General features: G+C 67.8%; 11 protein-coding genes. 10 read left to right on the top strand and 1 reads right to left on the bottom strand.

Annotation, left to right across the window (positions count from 1 at the left end; genetic code table 11):
* The first annotated feature begins 10 nt into the window (after window positions 1-10).
* The 5 genes from ACERM0_RS18805 to ACERM0_RS18785 all read left to right on the top strand — a co-directional run bounded on the left by ACERM0_RS18805 (window position 11) and on the right by ACERM0_RS18785 (window position 5,647).
* A complete protein-coding gene (locus ACERM0_RS18805) occupies window positions 11-655 on the top strand; it encodes a bifunctional precorrin-2 dehydrogenase/sirohydrochlorin ferrochelatase (protein ID WP_373680170.1) in 645 nt (214 codons plus the stop codon).
* Entirely contained in the window at window positions 652-1,494 is an 843-nt protein-coding gene (cobA, locus tag ACERM0_RS18800; protein WP_373680169.1) for a uroporphyrinogen-III C-methyltransferase, read from the top strand. Before ACERM0_RS18805 ends, cobA begins: the two co-directional genes overlap by 4 nt.
* A 219-nt stretch (window positions 1,495-1,713) precedes the next feature.
* Complete coding sequence (locus ACERM0_RS18795; protein WP_373680168.1) at window positions 1,714-3,063, top strand: S-layer homology domain-containing protein; 1,350 nt, start codon at window positions 1,714-1,716, stop codon at window positions 3,061-3,063.
* 282 nt (window positions 3,064-3,345) lie between these two features.
* Window positions 3,346-4,713 carry an S-layer homology domain-containing protein gene (locus ACERM0_RS18790; protein ID WP_373680167.1) on the top strand — a complete coding sequence of 456 codons (1,368 nt, stop codon included), beginning with the start codon at window positions 3,346-3,348 and terminating at the stop codon, window positions 4,711-4,713.
* 238 nt (window positions 4,714-4,951) lie between these two features.
* Entirely contained in the window at window positions 4,952-5,647 is a 696-nt protein-coding gene (locus ACERM0_RS18785; protein ID WP_373680166.1) for a low molecular weight phosphatase family protein, read from the top strand.
* Here ACERM0_RS18785 and ACERM0_RS18780 read toward each other — a convergent pair.
* Window positions 5,547-7,325 (bottom strand): polysaccharide biosynthesis tyrosine autokinase, encoded by a 1,779-nt coding sequence (locus ACERM0_RS18780; RefSeq protein ID WP_373680165.1) that lies wholly within the window; start codon window positions 7,323-7,325, stop codon window positions 5,547-5,549. The genes ACERM0_RS18785 and ACERM0_RS18780 overlap by 101 nt on opposite strands.
* A 249-nt stretch (window positions 7,326-7,574) precedes the next feature.
* Between ACERM0_RS18780 and ACERM0_RS18775 the strand changes: the two genes are divergently transcribed.
* From ACERM0_RS18775 to ACERM0_RS18755, 5 genes are all read left to right on the top strand, one after another.
* Window positions 7,575-9,446, top strand: coding sequence for a polysaccharide biosynthesis protein (locus ACERM0_RS18775; RefSeq protein ID WP_373680164.1), 1,872 nt, complete (start codon window positions 7,575-7,577; stop codon window positions 9,444-9,446).
* 332 nt (window positions 9,447-9,778) lie between these two features.
* The gene (locus ACERM0_RS18770) at window positions 9,779-11,110 is read left to right on the top strand and encodes a polysaccharide pyruvyl transferase family protein (RefSeq protein ID WP_373680163.1); all 1,332 of its coding nucleotides are present in this window, start codon (window positions 9,779-9,781) and stop codon (window positions 11,108-11,110) included.
* Window positions 11,103-12,245, top strand: coding sequence for a glycosyltransferase (locus ACERM0_RS18765; RefSeq protein ID WP_373680162.1), 1,143 nt, complete (start codon window positions 11,103-11,105; stop codon window positions 12,243-12,245). Before ACERM0_RS18770 ends, ACERM0_RS18765 begins: the two co-directional genes overlap by 8 nt.
* A 1,456-nt stretch (window positions 12,246-13,701) precedes the next feature.
* Window positions 13,702-14,772 (top strand): lipopolysaccharide biosynthesis protein, encoded by a 1,071-nt coding sequence (locus ACERM0_RS18760; RefSeq protein WP_373680298.1) that lies wholly within the window; start codon window positions 13,702-13,704, stop codon window positions 14,770-14,772.
* 196 nt (window positions 14,773-14,968) lie between these two features.
* Window positions 14,969-16,201 carry an IS256 family transposase gene (locus ACERM0_RS18755; RefSeq protein WP_373680161.1) on the top strand — a complete coding sequence of 411 codons (1,233 nt, stop codon included), beginning with the start codon at window positions 14,969-14,971 and terminating at the stop codon, window positions 16,199-16,201.
* The last annotated feature ends 43 nt before the right edge of the window (window positions 16,202-16,244 follow it).

The following is a 16,244-nucleotide window of genomic DNA, read 5'->3' as shown; positions in this document are numbered from 1 at the left end:
GGAGCGAGACGTGTTCGACCTCACCATCTCCCTCGACGTCACCGGCCGCCGGTGCGTGGTCGTCGGCGGCGGCCCGGAGGCCGACGCCCGCGTCGAGGCACTGCTGCACGCGGGCGCCGAGGTGGTCGTGATCACCCCGACCCCGTCGCCCGCGATCGAGGCGGCCGCCGCCGACGGGCGCGTCTCCCTCGAACGGCGTGGCTGGCGGGGCGGCGACCTGGCCGGCGCGTTCGTGGCCTACAACACCCGCGAGGACGACACCCCGGTCGCGCAGATCTGGGCCGAGTCGCGCGAGCAGCACGTGCTGCTGTCCACGCTGGACGACAAGCCGCGCTGCGACTTCGCCACCCCGGCGATCGTGCGCCGCGGCGACCTCGCCGTCACGATCGCGACCGCCGGCCGCGCCCCCGCGCTGGCCAAGCGGCTGCGCCAGCACCTCGAGGCAGAACTCGGCGAGGAGTACGCGACGCTGGTCGACGTGCTCGACGAGGCGCGAGCCCAGGTGCTGCCCCGCGAGGTGCCGTTCGCCGAGTGGGCGGCGAAGTGGTCGCAGGCGCTGGCGGACCTGGACGGGCTGGCCCGGCTGGTCGCCGACGGCCACGTCGAGGAGGCCCGCGACAAGGTCGTGGCCGCGGTCGGGAAGGGTGGGCGATGACGCTGCCGTTCGAGCTGCCGGCCGCCACGCCGGGCACGGTGCACCTGGTCGGGGCCGGCCCCGGCGATCCCGGCCTGCTGACGCTGCGGGCGGTGCGGCTGCTGCAGACCTGCGACCTGGTCGCCTACGACCGGTTGGCGCCGCCGGAGGCGCTGGCGCTGGTCCCGCCGGGCGCGGAGCGGATCGCGGTCGGCAAGGCCGACCCGGCCGAGCTGGGCGCCCGCGACGGCGTCGCCGGCGAACGCTGCCGCCAGGGCTGGCGGCAGGACGAGATCTCCACGCTGCTGGTGCTGGCCGCCCAGGAGGGCCGGGCGGTCGTGCGCCTGAAGGGCGGCGACCCGTTCGTGTTCGGCCGCGGCGGCGAGGAGGCCATCCGCTGCCACGAGGCCGGCGTGCCCGTCGAGGTGGTGGCCGGCGTGACCAGCGCCGTGGCCGCCCCCGGCGCGGCCGGCATCCCGGTCACCCACCGCGGCGTCGCCCCGGCCGTGGCGTTCGTGACCGGCCACGAGGACCCGACCAAGCCCGGCAGCCAGCTCGACTGGGCGGCGCTGGCCCGCTTCCCCGGCACGCTCGTGTTCCTGATGGGCGTGTCCACGCTGCCGGCAATCTGCGCGCAGCTGCAGGCCCACGGGCTGCCGGCCACCACGCCGCTGGGGGTGGTCCGCTGGGGCACGACCGACCGGCAGCAGGAGCTGGTCAGCGACCTCGCCAACGCGCCGGCCGACGTCGCGGTGTCCGGCATCGGCTCACCCGCCACGATCGTGGTGGGCGACGTCGTGGCCCTGCGCGAGCGGATGGGCATCGGGACGGCTGCGGCGGTGGCGGCGGCACTGCCGTAGCCGACCGCTGCGCCGACCGACGGGCTAGCCGAGGAGCGGCGGCCGCTGGCGGTGAGCCGGTGGTCTTCAACCACCGCCGGCAAATCTGAAGCACTTTCCTGGAATCGTGCTAGAAGTGCGCGGGGCTGGCAGAACGGCCACTGGCCGGGTTCTCTCGCCGCGCCATCTTCCCGCACGTTTCTATCTCGGGGGCATCTCCTGATGACAGCTGTTACTCGCATGCGCCTGCGCCGTCCGGCCGTGGCGCTTGCCGTGGCCGGCCTGCTGGCCGCCGCCCTGCCGACACCGGCCGCCCTGGCCGCGCAGCCGCGCTACGACATCGACCGGGCCTGCCCGGCCAACACCGTCCCGGTCGCGGGCTTCACCGACATCAGCGAGCCGCACGACCGCGGCATCGACTGCCTGGCCTGGTTCCGGATCGCCAACGGCGTCACGGAGACGACGTTCGACCAGACCCGTCCCGTCAACCGCGGCGAGGCGGCCTCGTTCCTGGTCCGCCTGCTGCGCTCGGTCGACGGCGTCCAGCTGCCGGCGCCCAAGGACGGCGCGTTCCGGGACGTCCGCTCCGGCCCGCACAAGACCAACATCGAGATCCTGGCCGCGATGCGCAACCCCGTCCTGCGCGGGTTCCAGGACGGCGGCTTCCGCCCGACCCAGCCGATCCAGCGCGACCAGTTCGCCTCGATCGTCGTCCGCGCGATGGACGAGGTCGCCCGCCAGAGCTCGTCCGTGTCGCCGCTGCCGACGACCTCGCGCCGGCCGTTCTCCGACGTGCGCACCGGCCCCCACGCGGAAAACGTCAACCGGCTCGCCCAGGCCAACATCCTGCAGGGCACCCGGCCCGGCACATTCGCGCCGACCAGCGCGATCCAGCGCGGTCAGACCGCCTCGGTCCTGGCCCGCACGCTCGGCGGGCTCGTCGACGCCGGCGTGAGCGCCCGCCCGGTGCTGGTCTCCGGCACCGTCCACGACGCCAGCGACGTCCAGCCCGGCACCTACGGCCGCGCGCTGACCAACGCCACCGTCACCATCACCGGCACCGCGGACCTGACCACCCGTACCAACACCCAGGGCCGCTACCAGGTGTGGCTGCGCCCCGGCCAGTACGAGATCACGGTCGCGCCGTCCGGCCACGTCCCGTTCCGCCGCGCCGTCGAGGTGGTGCGCGCCACTCCGGTCACGGTCGACTTCGGGGTCTATCGCACCGCGACCGCGCCGGCGCAGGCCACGCCGACCACGTCGGGCGCGCAGGACGTGACCGTCTCCGCCGACGGCAACTTCTGGGTCGTCGCCCCGTACCGCGGGGCAGAGCGCACCCGTTTCCTGCCGACCGACGCCAGCGAGATCGTGCTCGTGCGCCCCGACGGCGTGCGGGTGGCGCTGGGGGCCGCCGGGACCAGCCACGCCTGGTTCTCGCGCAACGCGGACGGCACCAGCGAGCGGGTCGGCGCGCAGGTCGGCGTCCACCGCGTCTACTACCTCGTGGACGGCGAGTGGGTGCGCCTCGACGCCACCTTCGACGCGCAGGGCCGGCTGACGCACGTCAACGGTCAGGCCTACAACGGCTGAGGCTGACCGCCACCGTCGGGTCCGTGACGGAAGGGCCGACGGCTCACACCGCACCACCCCGAAGGGGCCGCGCCACCCGGCGCGGCCCCTTCGCGTGTCCTCGCCCGGCGCCGGCGCGTCCGGAAGACATAGGACACCTGCCCCGGACGGCGCTGTTCGACGCGCGGACGATCGGCGCTGGCGAGCCGACTAGTCGGGTGCACCCCGATCGAGCCGTTCGCTAGCCAAGGGGCGACGGGCGGGGGTGTGCGCATGCGTACGTCTGGATTTCGGGTCAGGGTCGTGCGGGCGGTGGTCGGGGGCGGCCTGATCATCGCCATGACCGCGCCGGCCGCGGCAGCGACCGAAACCGCCGCGGCGGCGGCCACGGAGGCCTTCACCGTGACGGCGGCGTGTCCGGCCGACGTGGTACCCGCCAGCGGGTTCACCGACATCCGCGGGGCGCACCGGGCGGCGATCGAGTGCCTGCGCTGGTTCGGACTGACGGAAGGCGTCACGGCCACGACGTTCGTGCCCGGCAAGGCGATCACGCGCGGCCAGGCGGCCTCGTTCGTGGTGCGCCTGCTCCGCGCCGCGGACGACGTGCGCCTGCCGGCGCCACGACGCGGTGCGTTCCGCGACGTCTCGACCGGCGAGCACGCCGCCGCCATCGAGACGCTGGCGGCCGTCCGGACCCCGATCCTGCGCGGCTTCGACGACGGCACCTTCCGGCCGAAACGGGCGATCCGGCGCGACCAGTTCGCCACCATCGTGGCGCGCACCCTCGACGAGGTGGTGCGCCAGACCGGCGCTGCGCGTCTGCCGGCCGTCGACGACCATCCCTTCGTCGACGTCCGCGGCGAGGAGCACCGGGTCGCGATCGCACGGCTGACGGCCGCCGGCATCGTCGCCGGCACGACGCCGACGACGTTCGCGCCCGGCGACAAGGTGACCCGCGGACAGAGCGCCAGCATGCTGGCCCGCACGCTCGGGGGGCTGGTCGACGCCGGCGTGGTAGCCCGCCCGGTGCGCGTACGCGGTGTGGTGCACGACGCCGCCGACGCCGCCCCCGGCGAGGTCGGCAAGCCGATCCGCGGCGCGACGGTCACCATCACGCACCCGTCGCTGACGCCCGGCGTCACGGTCCTGACCGTGGCCAGGACCAACAGCGAGGGGCGCTTCGCCCTGTGGCTGCGTCACGGCGAGTACCGGATCACCGTCGCCGCCGACGGATACCTGGCCCTGCAGCGCAACGTCACGGTGGAACGCGACACCGCGCCGACGCTCGACCTGCGGATGTTCAAGCCGGGGGCGACGCCCGACACCTCGATCGTGACGACGTCGCGTCCCGGGGACGTGAGCGTCAGCGCCGACGGCCGCTGGTGGCTGGTGGCGCTGTACAAGGGCCCCAGCCGCACTCGCTTCCTGCCGTCCGACGCCACCGCCATCGTGCTCGAGCGGCCCGACGGCAAGCGGTTCGACCTGGGCCCGGCCGGCACGGAGCATGCGTGGTTCTCCCGCAACCCGGACGGGACCAGCACGCGGGTCGGCGCGCAGACCGGCGTGCACCGCCTCTACTACCGGCTCGCTGACGGGTGGGTGCACCTCGACGCCCGCTTCGACGACCGCGGCCGGCTCACGGCGATCAACGGCCAGCCGTACCGCGACTGAGCGCGCTACACCGTGCGCCGGCACCGACCGGCCGTTCGGTCGCCGCGGACTAGTGCAGCAAAATGGTCAGGCCGTCCCTTTCCACATCAGCGCCGCCGTGGTTTCATAGGCGCCGCGGTTGCCGTGCGAACATTCGCACCTTCCGCGTGGAGCCCCCGGCGGTCCCCCCGTCTGTCGGGGGCTCTTCCAATGCCTGGGAACCTCCTACGCTCGCGCCGCCCGCCGTCAGAGGTCGCCCGTGCACGTCCTGGTCGTCTGCACCGCCAACATCGCCCGCAGCCCGCTCGCGGAGGCGATGCTGGCCGCCTCGCTGGCACCACACGGCGTGGACGTCTCCAGCGCCGGCACCCGCGCCAGCGACGGACACCCGGCGGCCTCGGCCTCCCAGGAACTGGCGCGGCTACGCGGCCTGGACCTGACCGGCCACCGTTCACGCCCGGTCACGGAGCGCCTGGTGCAGGCGGCGGACCTGGTGCTGACGATGTCCGAGCGGCACCGCGACGCGTGCGGTCCGCTGGTGCCCGGCGCCGGCCGCCGCACCTTCACCGTGCGGGAGCTGGTGCGCCTGCTGACGGCCGCGGACGTCGCCGACGGGCCGGACGCGGTGGCCGAGCGGCTGCCGTGGCTGGTCGAGCAGGCGCAGCTCGCCCGGCCGGTCGCCCCGCCGCCGCGCGGCAAGGAGGACGTCCACGACCCGATCCGCGACCCGTGGCCGGCATGGACGGTGATGGGCGCGACGCTGGACGACCTGTTGACCACCGTGGTGCGGGCGGCCGGCGCGGAGCCGGCGTGGCAGCCGCAGGCGGCGGTCCGCGCTGAGGTCGGTGCGGAGGTCAGTCGCGACGACTCGGGAACAGCGGCTCGTCCAGCGACGGATCCTGCTCCTCGAACGGGCTGGTTTCGACGTCGTCGAGCCTCGGCGCGGAAGCCGTAGGGGCCGCGTCGCCGTTGCTCGGGCGAACGGCCGGGCGCGCCGGCGGGGGCGGCGTCTTGTCGCCCCGCCGCAGCAGCGGGCCGCGCTTGGTCTCGGCGGGCTGTTCCGGCACGTCCCGGTAGTAGTAGCTGTAGTAGTAGCCGTCCGACTTGCTGTCGATGCCGTTGAGGACGCTGCCGGCCACCTCGGTCCCGACCTGCTCGAGACGTTCGATGGCGGCGGTGAGCTGGCGCCGTCCGGTCGTGCCGGCGCGAGCGACCAGGATGGCCAGGTCGACGTGGCGGCCCAGCTCGAGCGCGTCGGGAACCGCCAGCACCGCCGGCGTGTCGTAGATGACCAGGTCGGCGCGCCCGAGCAGTTCGTGTTCCAGGGCACGCATGGCGGGTGAGGCCAGCAGCTCGGTCGGGTTGGGCGGGATGGTGCCGGCCGGCAGGACCCGCAGGTTGTCCACGCCGACGGCGACGACGTGGTCCTTGATCCGCCCGCCGCTGAGCAGCACGTCGCTGAGCCCGGTGGTCTTGCCCAGCCCGAACCGGCGGCCAACGGTGGCGCGCCGCAGGTCGGCGTCGACCAGCACGGTGCGCAGGCCGACCCGGGCCGCGGCGACGGCGAGGTTGGCGGCGGTGGAGGTCTTGCCGTCACCGGCCGTCGCGGAGGCGAGCATGATGGACCGCCCCAGCGGGCGCTGGTCGCCGGCGGCCTCGCAGGCGACCTTCTCTTCGTGGGCGACCAGGAGGAACCGCACGCCGGCGGACAGTTCCCGGTAGGCCTCGCTGGCGAACGACGTGGGCTCGATCATCGTCGCGAGCCGGTCGCCGCCTTCCGGGTCGTTCCAGTTCGGGATGCGGCCCAGGATCGGCCGGCCGCCCGTGGCCCGCCGGAAGTCCGGCTCGTCGCGGATGACGTCGTCGATGTGGTCGCGCAGGAACGCGAGCCCGACGCCCAGCAGCACGCCCAGCACCAGCGCCAGCGCACCGGTGCGCAGCGGTCGCGGCGACACGGGACCTTCCGGCAGCTCCGCCGGCGTGAGGACGGAACCGCCGCCGATGATGGCCGCGCCACCGCCGCCGACCTCGGCGCCCTGGCCGACCAGCTGGGCGAGTTGGGCGAGGAGCGCGTCGCGCTGGACCTCGTCGAGCTCGCCGGCCTCCTCCTCCAGCGCGGCGATCTCCTCACGAAGTTCGTTGGCGCGCTGGTCGAGGCTGGCACGAGCGGCCAGCAGGTTGTCCAGTGCCTCGTCGCGGCGGTAGTCGAGGTAGGCGTCCGCGAACGCGTTGGCGCGCTCCACGGCGGCGGCCGGGTCGGTGTCCGCAGCCACGATCCGCACGACCCGGGTGTCGCCGACCGCCTCGACGCGCAGGTCCTCCAGTGCGGTCGAGGTGTCCGGCAGACCCAGCTCCTCGACGACCCGTTCCGCGACGGGCCGCGAGGTGACGACCAGGCGCTCGGTCTGCACGAGGTCGCGCTGCGGCTGCAGCAGCTGCTCCAGCCCGAAGTCCTGGCTGCGGCGCACCGGCTCCACGGCGACCTCGGCCTCGGCCTCGTAGACAGGCGTCTGCGCGAAGGACGCTGCCAGCGCCGCGACCACGACCAGCACCACGACGGTCAGGATCAGCCATCGCTGCCGTCGCAGGACGACGAGATAGTCCTGCAACGAGATCGTGTCGTCGCGTTCCAAAGCAGCTCCATACGCCCGTTGCAGCGGCCGCGCAGTCTACTCGTCGATTTCGGGAGGAGGACCAGCCCGTCAGTGCCAGGGACGAAGTAGTCCATGCGGACGTTTTCGCTGCAGCGTAGGGACTATCCTCCCCGACTGTTCGTCCGGACGCTGACCAAGCGGTGACATGACGACCAACGGGGTGCAGTGAGCAGACAGGAGAACGGGGCAATGCGGGCGCGCATACCAGCGCGCTCGCATGTGCGACTGATGCTCGTCATCGGGATCGTTGCCTTCGCGTGGGTGGTGGCCTTCCTCATCCGCTTCGACGGGCTGGTGCCGGCGCCGCGGGTCGGGCAGCTGGCCGCCAGCCTGCCGCTGGTCGTCCTGGTGCAGCTGGGCGCGCTCCAACTGGCAGGCGCCAACCGGCACTCCTGGCGCTACACGACCATCGACGACCTGTTGCCGCTGGTGAGTGCGGTCGGCGCCACGGCGCTCGCGCTGGCCTGGATCCGCGCGACGGCGCCCGGGCTCATCGCGGAGTGGCCGACGCTGGACTGGCTGCTGATCCCCTTTGGGGCGATCGGCGTCTACGGGCTGCTGGCAACCACGCTGCTGGCCGGCGCCCGGGTGCTGCGGCGCGTGCTGGCGGAGCGGGCCGAGGCCGACGCGGTGTCCCAGGACGAGGCGCCGCGGCGCGTGCTGCTGGTCGGCGCCGGACGCGCCGGAGTGGCCGTGGCGCGCGACCTGCAGTCGCGCCCGGACGTCGGACGGATCGCCGTGGGGTTCGTCGATGACGACCCACTCAAGCGTGGCCGCCGCATCGTGGGGCTGGATGTGCTGGGCGGCTCGGAGGACCTGCCCGACCTGGTCGAGCGCTACCGCATCGATGACGTCGTGATCTCGATCGCTTCCGCCTCCGGGCCGGTGATGCGCGAGCTGATCGAGCGGTGCGAGCGGGCGGGCCGCCGCCCGCTGATCGTCCCGGGCCTGTACGAGATCGTCGGGGGAAAGGTGAGCCTCAACCGCTTCCGGCCCGTCGCGGTGGAGGACCTGCTCGGTCGCGACCCGATCGAGCTGGACCTGTCCGCGCTGGACGACCTGCTGCACGGCGAGGTGGTGCTGGTCACCGGTGCCGGCGGCTCGATCGGCTCCGAGTTGGCCCGCCAGGTGGCGAGCTTCGCACCCAAGCGCATCGTGCTGGTGGAGCGGTCGGAACCGGCACTGTGGGCGATCCACCGTGAACTCGTGGCGGAGCACTCCCTGCTTGACGTGGTACCGGCGATGGCGGACGTCGGCGACGAGCCGCGCATGCGGTCGCTGATCCAGGAGCACCGTCCAGCACTGATCCTGCACGCGGCCGCCCACAAGCACGTGCCGATGATGGAGGAGAACCCAGGCGAGGCCATCAAGAACAACGTGCTGGCCACGAAGGTGCTGGTCGACGCGGCCGCCGATCTGGGTGTCCGCCACCTGGTGCAGATCTCGACCGACAAGGCCGTCAACCCGACGTCGGTGATGGGTGCAACGAAGCGACTGGCGGAGCGCTACGTCCAGCACGTCGCGCACCGCACCGGGCTCCCCTACGTGAGCGTGCGGTTCGGCAACGTGCTGGGCTCCGTTGGCAGCGTCGTGCCGATCTTCGAGGAGCAGATCGCCAACGGCGGTCCGGTGACGGTGACGCACCCGGACATGCGCCGCTACTTCATGACCATCCCTGAGGCGTCGCAACTGGTGCTGCAGGCAGCCACGCTGGGCCACGGCGGCGAGGTCCTGGTCCTGGACATGGGCGAACCCATCAAGATCGCCGACCTCGCCGAATCGATGATCCGCCTCTCCGGCTTCGAGCCAGGTGTCGACATCCAGATCGAGTTCACCGGTCTCCGCCCCGGCGAGAAGCTCTTCGAAGAACTCTCACTGACCGAAGAGCGCGCCGAACGGACCCGCCACCCGAAAATCCTAACCGGCATCACGCGAACTCCGACCTGGCTCGGAGTCGAGGCTGCCCTGCGTGACTTGGCTGCCGCCGCTGTAGCCAACGATGTCGGGAAAACGAGAAATCTCTTGCAGAGCTTCATACCAGAATTCGCGCAAGGGTCTGCACCGCTCGCCAACGGGTCTCGCTCTCGGCCTGGCTCATAGAATCATCGGGAAGGCCGACGCCGGCAAATCCTCGACCTGCGGTGCGACGGCGAAAGGCGAAAACACAGGAGCCCCCAGCAGGACACGCTGACAATTCGCTGTCTCACCGCCGATCTCCGTGATGCGGACGTGCAGTGAGAGCGCCAACGCACGCTGAGCCACCGGACTCCTACAGCAAGCTGGCGAAGCTAAGCTCCTTAAGTCTATTTTGAGCCGTCTCGACCTTAGGCGCGTACGCGGCAAGGCCGTTGGCACGATACCAGGACTACTTCGCCACTTAGGCGTGCGAACTCGATCTCGATCCCCACGACTCGGCAACGCTCGGAGCGCTCATGCCCTCCAACACAAAAATACCGGCCCGTCTCGATCAAGTACTGATCGCCCCCTACTCGGCCAACACCAACATGGGCGACGAGCAGCTAACAGAAGCAGCGGTGGACGTTGCCTACCGACTGGGCTTCGACCGCATAGCAGTTCTTCACGAGCCAACTTCGAAGCCATATATGCCCCAACGCCGACAGGTGGAACCAAGGAACGGGTTCATGAAGCACCCCTTCTCGGAACCCCGAACTACCGGCACGGACCGCCTAGGAGCGGTGAGGTTCGTACTGGAAATCCTAGCGCTGGCTATAGCCTGGCTGGCCGGACCAAGATCCGCACAGCTACCTGCATTTGGAATGAAGAGGCGGAGAGCAATATCAGACATCAGGGCTAGCACCTGCGTGATCTTCAAGGGCGGCGGTTACTGCCATGCGTACGGTCCGGCCCGGGACATAGCCGCCCTCATCTATCTAGTGCATGTGGCCATCCTCGCAAGGCGCCTCAAAGTTCCGTATATTTTCCTGCCAAACTCTATGGGGCCATTCAAGGGATTTCTGGCCAAACAAATCATGCGATACGTCCTGAGCGGGGCTCTTGCAATCTACTTGAGGGAGTCTACGTCTCGCGAGTACCTGCATGCGCACTTCCCAAATCTTCAAGCTTGCGTGGTGGCCGATATGGCTTATGCCATCCGCCCGAACCCTACTGAGAGGGTCGAGCGGGTCATGAGAGATGCCGGCCTTACGCAGGCGCACGCACTGCTGGGCATCACTGCGCGACCTATCCGCCCCTCTGAGGTATCGGATGCCGAATGGAGCGAAGAGCGCTACCTCGAAAGCCTAAAGGGTGTCATTCGATGGGGGGTTAGCGAGGGTCTCCAACCGGTCCTGATCACCCATGTCGCAGGGCCCAGACGAAGCGAGGACGACAGGCAAGTGCTTCGCAAATTGTGTAACGTCGACGGTAGAACTGTACCGTGGATCAATTCCCCCGACTTGTCTGCCGAAGAACTGGCGGCGGTTTATGGGCGCCTAACTATACTAGTGGCGACGAGGTTTCATTCGGCCATTTTCGCGAGTGCGTCGGGGGTACCTAGCGTCGTCGTTGCCTACGGGGGTTTCAAAGGCCGAGGGACGATGAAGGATATGTCGCTTGATGAGTTCTGCGTTGACGCCGACGCCGTGACCCCAGCTGATTTGGTGGCACGAACCGAGCGCCTGATTTCGCAGCGAGCGTACGCGGCTCGCACCCTCGCCGAATGGGTGCGCACGACTCAGGATAAACACTGCGCGATGCGAGCCGAAGTTGCTGCGCTGCTAGAGCGAAAGCTCCGAGATGCCTGAGAAAGACATGCCGTCAATGCATGTAGTCATCGCGGCTACGAGTGCAAATACCATCGCGGCGTTCCTCTTGCCTTACATCCGGTGGCACCGCAGGCGTGGGCACTACGTGACTACGGTGGCTGGCGCAGGGCTGATACCACCGGGCGCTTTGGAATCGGACAGTCACCTGCCCATCCACCTGAACAGGTCGCCAAAGTCGGCCCTGCGCGGCGGGATGCATCTATTTTGTGAGTTGCGGCGGGTGTCCAAGCCGGCCGACTTGGTCGTCACCCACACGCCAATCGTCTCCGCGCTATTACGTCTGGCCGTCCGCAGCCTCCCAGCTAGGGAACGTCCGAAGGTCATCTACATCGCACACGGTTTTCACTTTCACACTAACGGTAGGCCGGTCGCCAATCTGATATTCAAGCTAATTGAAGGCACTTGGTCAAGGTTTACTGATGCTGTCGTAACAATAAATCGAGAGGACTATCACTTAGCAACAACCTCGAGGCTATTCGCACGAGAGCGCGTGCACTACATGCCAGGCATCGGCATTAGTGTGGCTGACTACAGCAACGTAGCCCGCGATCGCAGCAGTGCCTTCGCACGCAGTCTGAGTGTGAACCAAGACGCTTCCCTTGTTGGGGTAATAGGCAACTTCGATCCGGGGAAGCGCCAGCTCGACGTCCTGACGGCGCTGAACTTGGTATCCAAGGAACGACGGCCCACTGTCATCTTCGCAGGGGACGGTCGCCTACATGATGTCTGTATAGGCAGGGCTTCCGACTTGGGGTTGCTACCCTGGGTTCGCTTTATAGGACGGACTGACAGGGTCCCCGAGCTTCTTTCCGTGATTGATGTGCTTCTAATGCCGAGCGAGCGCGAAGGCCTTCCTCGATCCGTCCTTGAGGCGCTTGCCTCGGGAACACCGATAATAGGGGCGCGAGCCAGGGGCACTGCTGAGCTTCTCGAGGGACACGGCTGGCTATTCGATGTAGGGGATACAGCCGAATTGGCTCAACTTCTAGAGCGCGTGGGGTCTCGGGCGAGTCTCCCGCCTCTGCCGGCCGCCACGTTCATCAATAGGTACTCGATAACCGAGTCGCTATCTGCATATAGCCAAATAGTTTGCCGCGTCACCTCATCTTTTTAGGTCATACAGTGCAGGAGAAGTTTGTCTGGCGAACTCGTTCGACTATTTTCGCAGTGGGCACGGGTTGTCTAGTCGGCGTATTAGCCGGTTCCGCACGTACTCAACCGGCGATGGTGCCAGTCACAGCAGTCTTGCTAACCCTCGTACTTAGTATGCGACTTGCAGCTCCTCTTGTGCGGGCGAATCGCAGTTTGGTTGTTTTGCTCGCCGGCTCGATCGCACTGCGAGCGATCGTTTCCCATAGTAGATATACGGCTGCACGTGACGCTTTGGATTCACGCGGATTGAGTACTGCCCCGGATTCAGTTCGGTTATATGTATGGGCCCGCGACGGTCTCCGCGGATCGCATAACCTCATTGCGACTATTGCCGATACCCCTTTAGACGGGAACGCGCTGCTCTCGTCGGCGTTCGGACCCCTCATACGCATATCCGGCCTTACGATGGCAGGCGCATACTACATCGCAGCGAGTGCCGGAATACTCGGATGCGTCCTCCTACTCCGCGGTCTGTTTTGCCTTGGTTATCCGGTCGACCGCACGTTCGGTTCTGCATCGGTCCTCTTTTTTCCGGGACTTGTGTATTGGCCCTCTGCCGTTTCTAAGGAATCTGTAATTCTGGTCGGCTTGGGCCTGGTCATCTGGGGCTCGACGGAAATGTTTAGAGGTGCGTCAAGTGCGGCATTGCTTCGGGCTCTTGGCTTGCTAATTATTTACCTCGCTCGACCTGAAATTGGTCTCGTACTCAGCGTCGTCATGGTCGGCGTTTCTGCCGCCAGACGCTGCCTAAAGTTGGACATAGACGTCTCACCCAGGTCACTCCGTGGACTACAGCTATTGGGACTGACCTTGCTTACCGCCGTAGTTCTCCTCCGCGCCAGTGGCGTAAACGGTATTGGTGACGGAGCTGGCCTCAGCACTCAATTTGGCACCACGGCCTTCTCTCCACCCGATTGGCGAGCTAACCCGGCCTTGCTACCGGTTGCATTCTTGTCAGCGGCTGCGCGACCGCTTCCGTGGGAGGTGCCCAGTACTTTCGAGGGCATCGTTCTAGGACTTGACAGCTTGGGTGCCCTTGTGATTCTGGCTATCGCTTCTCGGTTGATCGTTCGACCGTATGCAGCGAAACCGTGGCCAGCGGTCCTCTTGCTTCTCATGGGGGTTACTATGACCGCAGCCGTTATCGACGTGGCCAATTTCGGCCTACTTGCGCGGCTGCGCTTACAAGCAATAGTCCCGCTGCTCCCGCTCGCCCTTGTTGTCATCGCACGGGCTCGCGGACAGCTCCGTGAGGACCCCGCCGCCGACGGTCGTTCGTAGTGCGTGGCTCGGCTGTAGTAGCGGCCCGTCTGCTGAATAAGCTCGGATACGGCATTGCGGCTTTACTTGTCGCGCGGTTGCTAGGTCCGAGCGGCAATGGGGTTTACACCTATCTCGCGTCAATCTGTTCGTTTATTATGCTCATTATCGGGGCGGGGGCGAATGTGGCCGGCCGCTTTGAGATCGCTTCCACTGATCAGCGCGGCCTACACCTAGCGCTACAGCTTAATGCATACTTAGCTCTATTGCTGGGCCTCGCCTGCCTCGTCTTGACTCCCCCAGTAGCATTCGCGGCCCAACTCGTTGCGGGGCAATCGTCCTCGTTGGTGACCGCATTAGCTTGTTCGGTTTATTCTTTTTCCCTGGTCGTCGTGCGTCAGTGGCGCGACGCGAGTCTAGCTCTGGGCGCCACGGTAGCGACCCTGAAAACCGGTGCCGCTGCGCTAGTCTTTGCCGCGGTCGTCGGCTTTAGCGCAGCCGCAACTCGGGAGGTTCCTGCCGTTCTTCTTGCCGCGTCCGCGGTCTTCACTATCGAGGCTCTAACCCTTGCCAGCCCCCTACGGAGATTGGGGGGGGGCTCACATAGTCGCCCTGGAATCTCTCAGATGTGGCGCGTCTACAGGGCAGGTTGGCGGGCGGCTCCAGCAACGCTCGGTCAGGCGGCGGCGCTTCGGCTTGATCGGCTTATCCTCGGCGTTCTCGGCACGCCCAGGCAGCTCGGTGTGTACGCAGCTGCCGTGGCAGTTTCCGAGGTCGTGTGGGCGGTATCGGTTGGGCTCGCGCAGTATGGATTCTCAAAAGAGTCCCTCACTGAACCTCGAACCCTCTTGCGCAGGAGCTTTGCCGTTAGCGCGATAATGGCGGCGGGGGTCGGCGCCGCAGCCCCGATTGGCATTCCACTTCTTTTCGGTCCGGCCTACGCGCCGGCAGTTCCGCTTCTCTGGCTGCTCCTGCCCGCCTCGGTGCTACTCGGCCTCTATCACGTCGTGAGTCACCAGATGTGGAATCGAGGGGACTTCCGTATGCCGTCGCGCATTTCTGCCGTTGGAGCCGCTGGATTGCTCGTGGGGTCTATAACGCTAATTCCAGTTTGGGGAATGTGGGGAGCGGCCGCTGCTACAACCGCAAGTTACGGCCTCATGGGCCTGTGGAGTTTTCGTCACTTCAGGATGCATTCGTCTGCCGGGTCCGGCGGCATTCCTGAATGAGCTCGACGGGAGCTGACAACGAGCCGATGCTATTGGGACGGAGCACATGCGTTCGGCGTTCTGTTCCGTGCTCATATCAACGTCCGTGATGGGTGAGTCCCACCTAGTGGTGTAGGAGCAGGCCCGCCACGTCTTCCGGGATGTAGGCGGGCCACCGTGCGAATCTCCAAGCTCTCACACGAAGAGGTTCGCCACGATGGCCCACTACGAGTCTGCCCTATCCGATCTTGCTCAGCAGCTGACCGGCACCGACGCGTCGCTGGCCAGCTCGCTGTCCGACATCCTCACCGCGGCGATGCAGGAGCTGATCGAGGCCGAGCTCACGGCCAGGATCGGTGCCGAGCCGGGCGAGCGGTCACCGACCCGGTTGGCGCAGCGCAACGGGCATCGGCCCAAGCTGCTGTCGACCCCGGCTGGGGATGTCGAGGTCGGCATCCCGAAGCTGCGCAAGGGCAGCTTCTTCCCGGAACTGCTCGAGCCGCGCCGGCGGATCGACAAGGCGCTGTGGGCGGTGATCATGACCGCCTATATCACGGGCACCTCGACCCGGAAGGTCGACGACCTGGTCAAGGCGCTGGGCTGCGACACCGGCATCTCCAAGTCCACGGTGTCGCGGATCTGCAAGCTGATTGATGACGACGTCACCGTGCTGCGTACCCGTCGGCTGGATCATCAGCCGTTCGTGTACGTGTGGCTGGACGCGACCTACCTGCATGTGCGTGAGCACGGCCAGGTCGTGTCCAAAGCGGTCGTGATCGCCACCGGGCTGCGTGCTGACGGGCACCGCGAAGTCCTCGGCGTGGATGTCGGCGACAGCGAGAACGAGACGTTTTGGACCGAGTTCCTCCGCGACCTCAAAGAGCGCGGTTTGGCCGGCGTGAAGCTGGTCATCTCCGACGCGCACGCGGGGTTGAAGGCCGCCATCCGCAAGGTCCTGCAAGGCTCTGGCTGGCAGCGCTGCCGGGTACATGCGATGCGCAACCTGCTCGCGGTCGCCCGCTCCCAGCAGCGGGCGGTGATCTCGGCACTGATCCGCACCATCTTCGCCCAACCCGACCGCGACGCCGCAATCGGCCAGCTGCGCTCGGTCGTCGACCAGCTGACACGGATCGCCCCCAACGTGGCCGAGCGGCTGCAGGCAATGGAAGACGACCTGCTGGCCTACACCGGCTTCCCGCCCTCGCACTGGCCCAAGATCTGGTCCAACAACCCGATCGAACGGCTCAACCGTGAACTCAAGCGCCGCACCGACGTCGTGCAGATCTTCCCCAACGTCGAGTCCGTCATCCGCCTCGTCGGCGCACTGCTGGTCGAGATCAACGACGAAATGATCGCCGCCGACCGCCGCTACATCGCGGCCGGATCCGTCGCCGCGCTCCTCGACGACAAAGACCGTCTACCGTCCCTGCCCGCAGCACCCCGCACCTGACAACCGAGACGCACGGTCCTACACCACCCCGCGGGACGCGATC

This window comes from Egicoccus sp. AB-alg2 (assembly GCF_041821065.1).
Classification (GTDB): Bacteria; Actinomycetota; Nitriliruptoria; order Nitriliruptorales; family Nitriliruptoraceae; genus Egicoccus.
The sequence above is the reverse complement of the archived record's forward strand: the minus strand, read 5'-3'. Positions and strand labels throughout refer to the sequence as shown.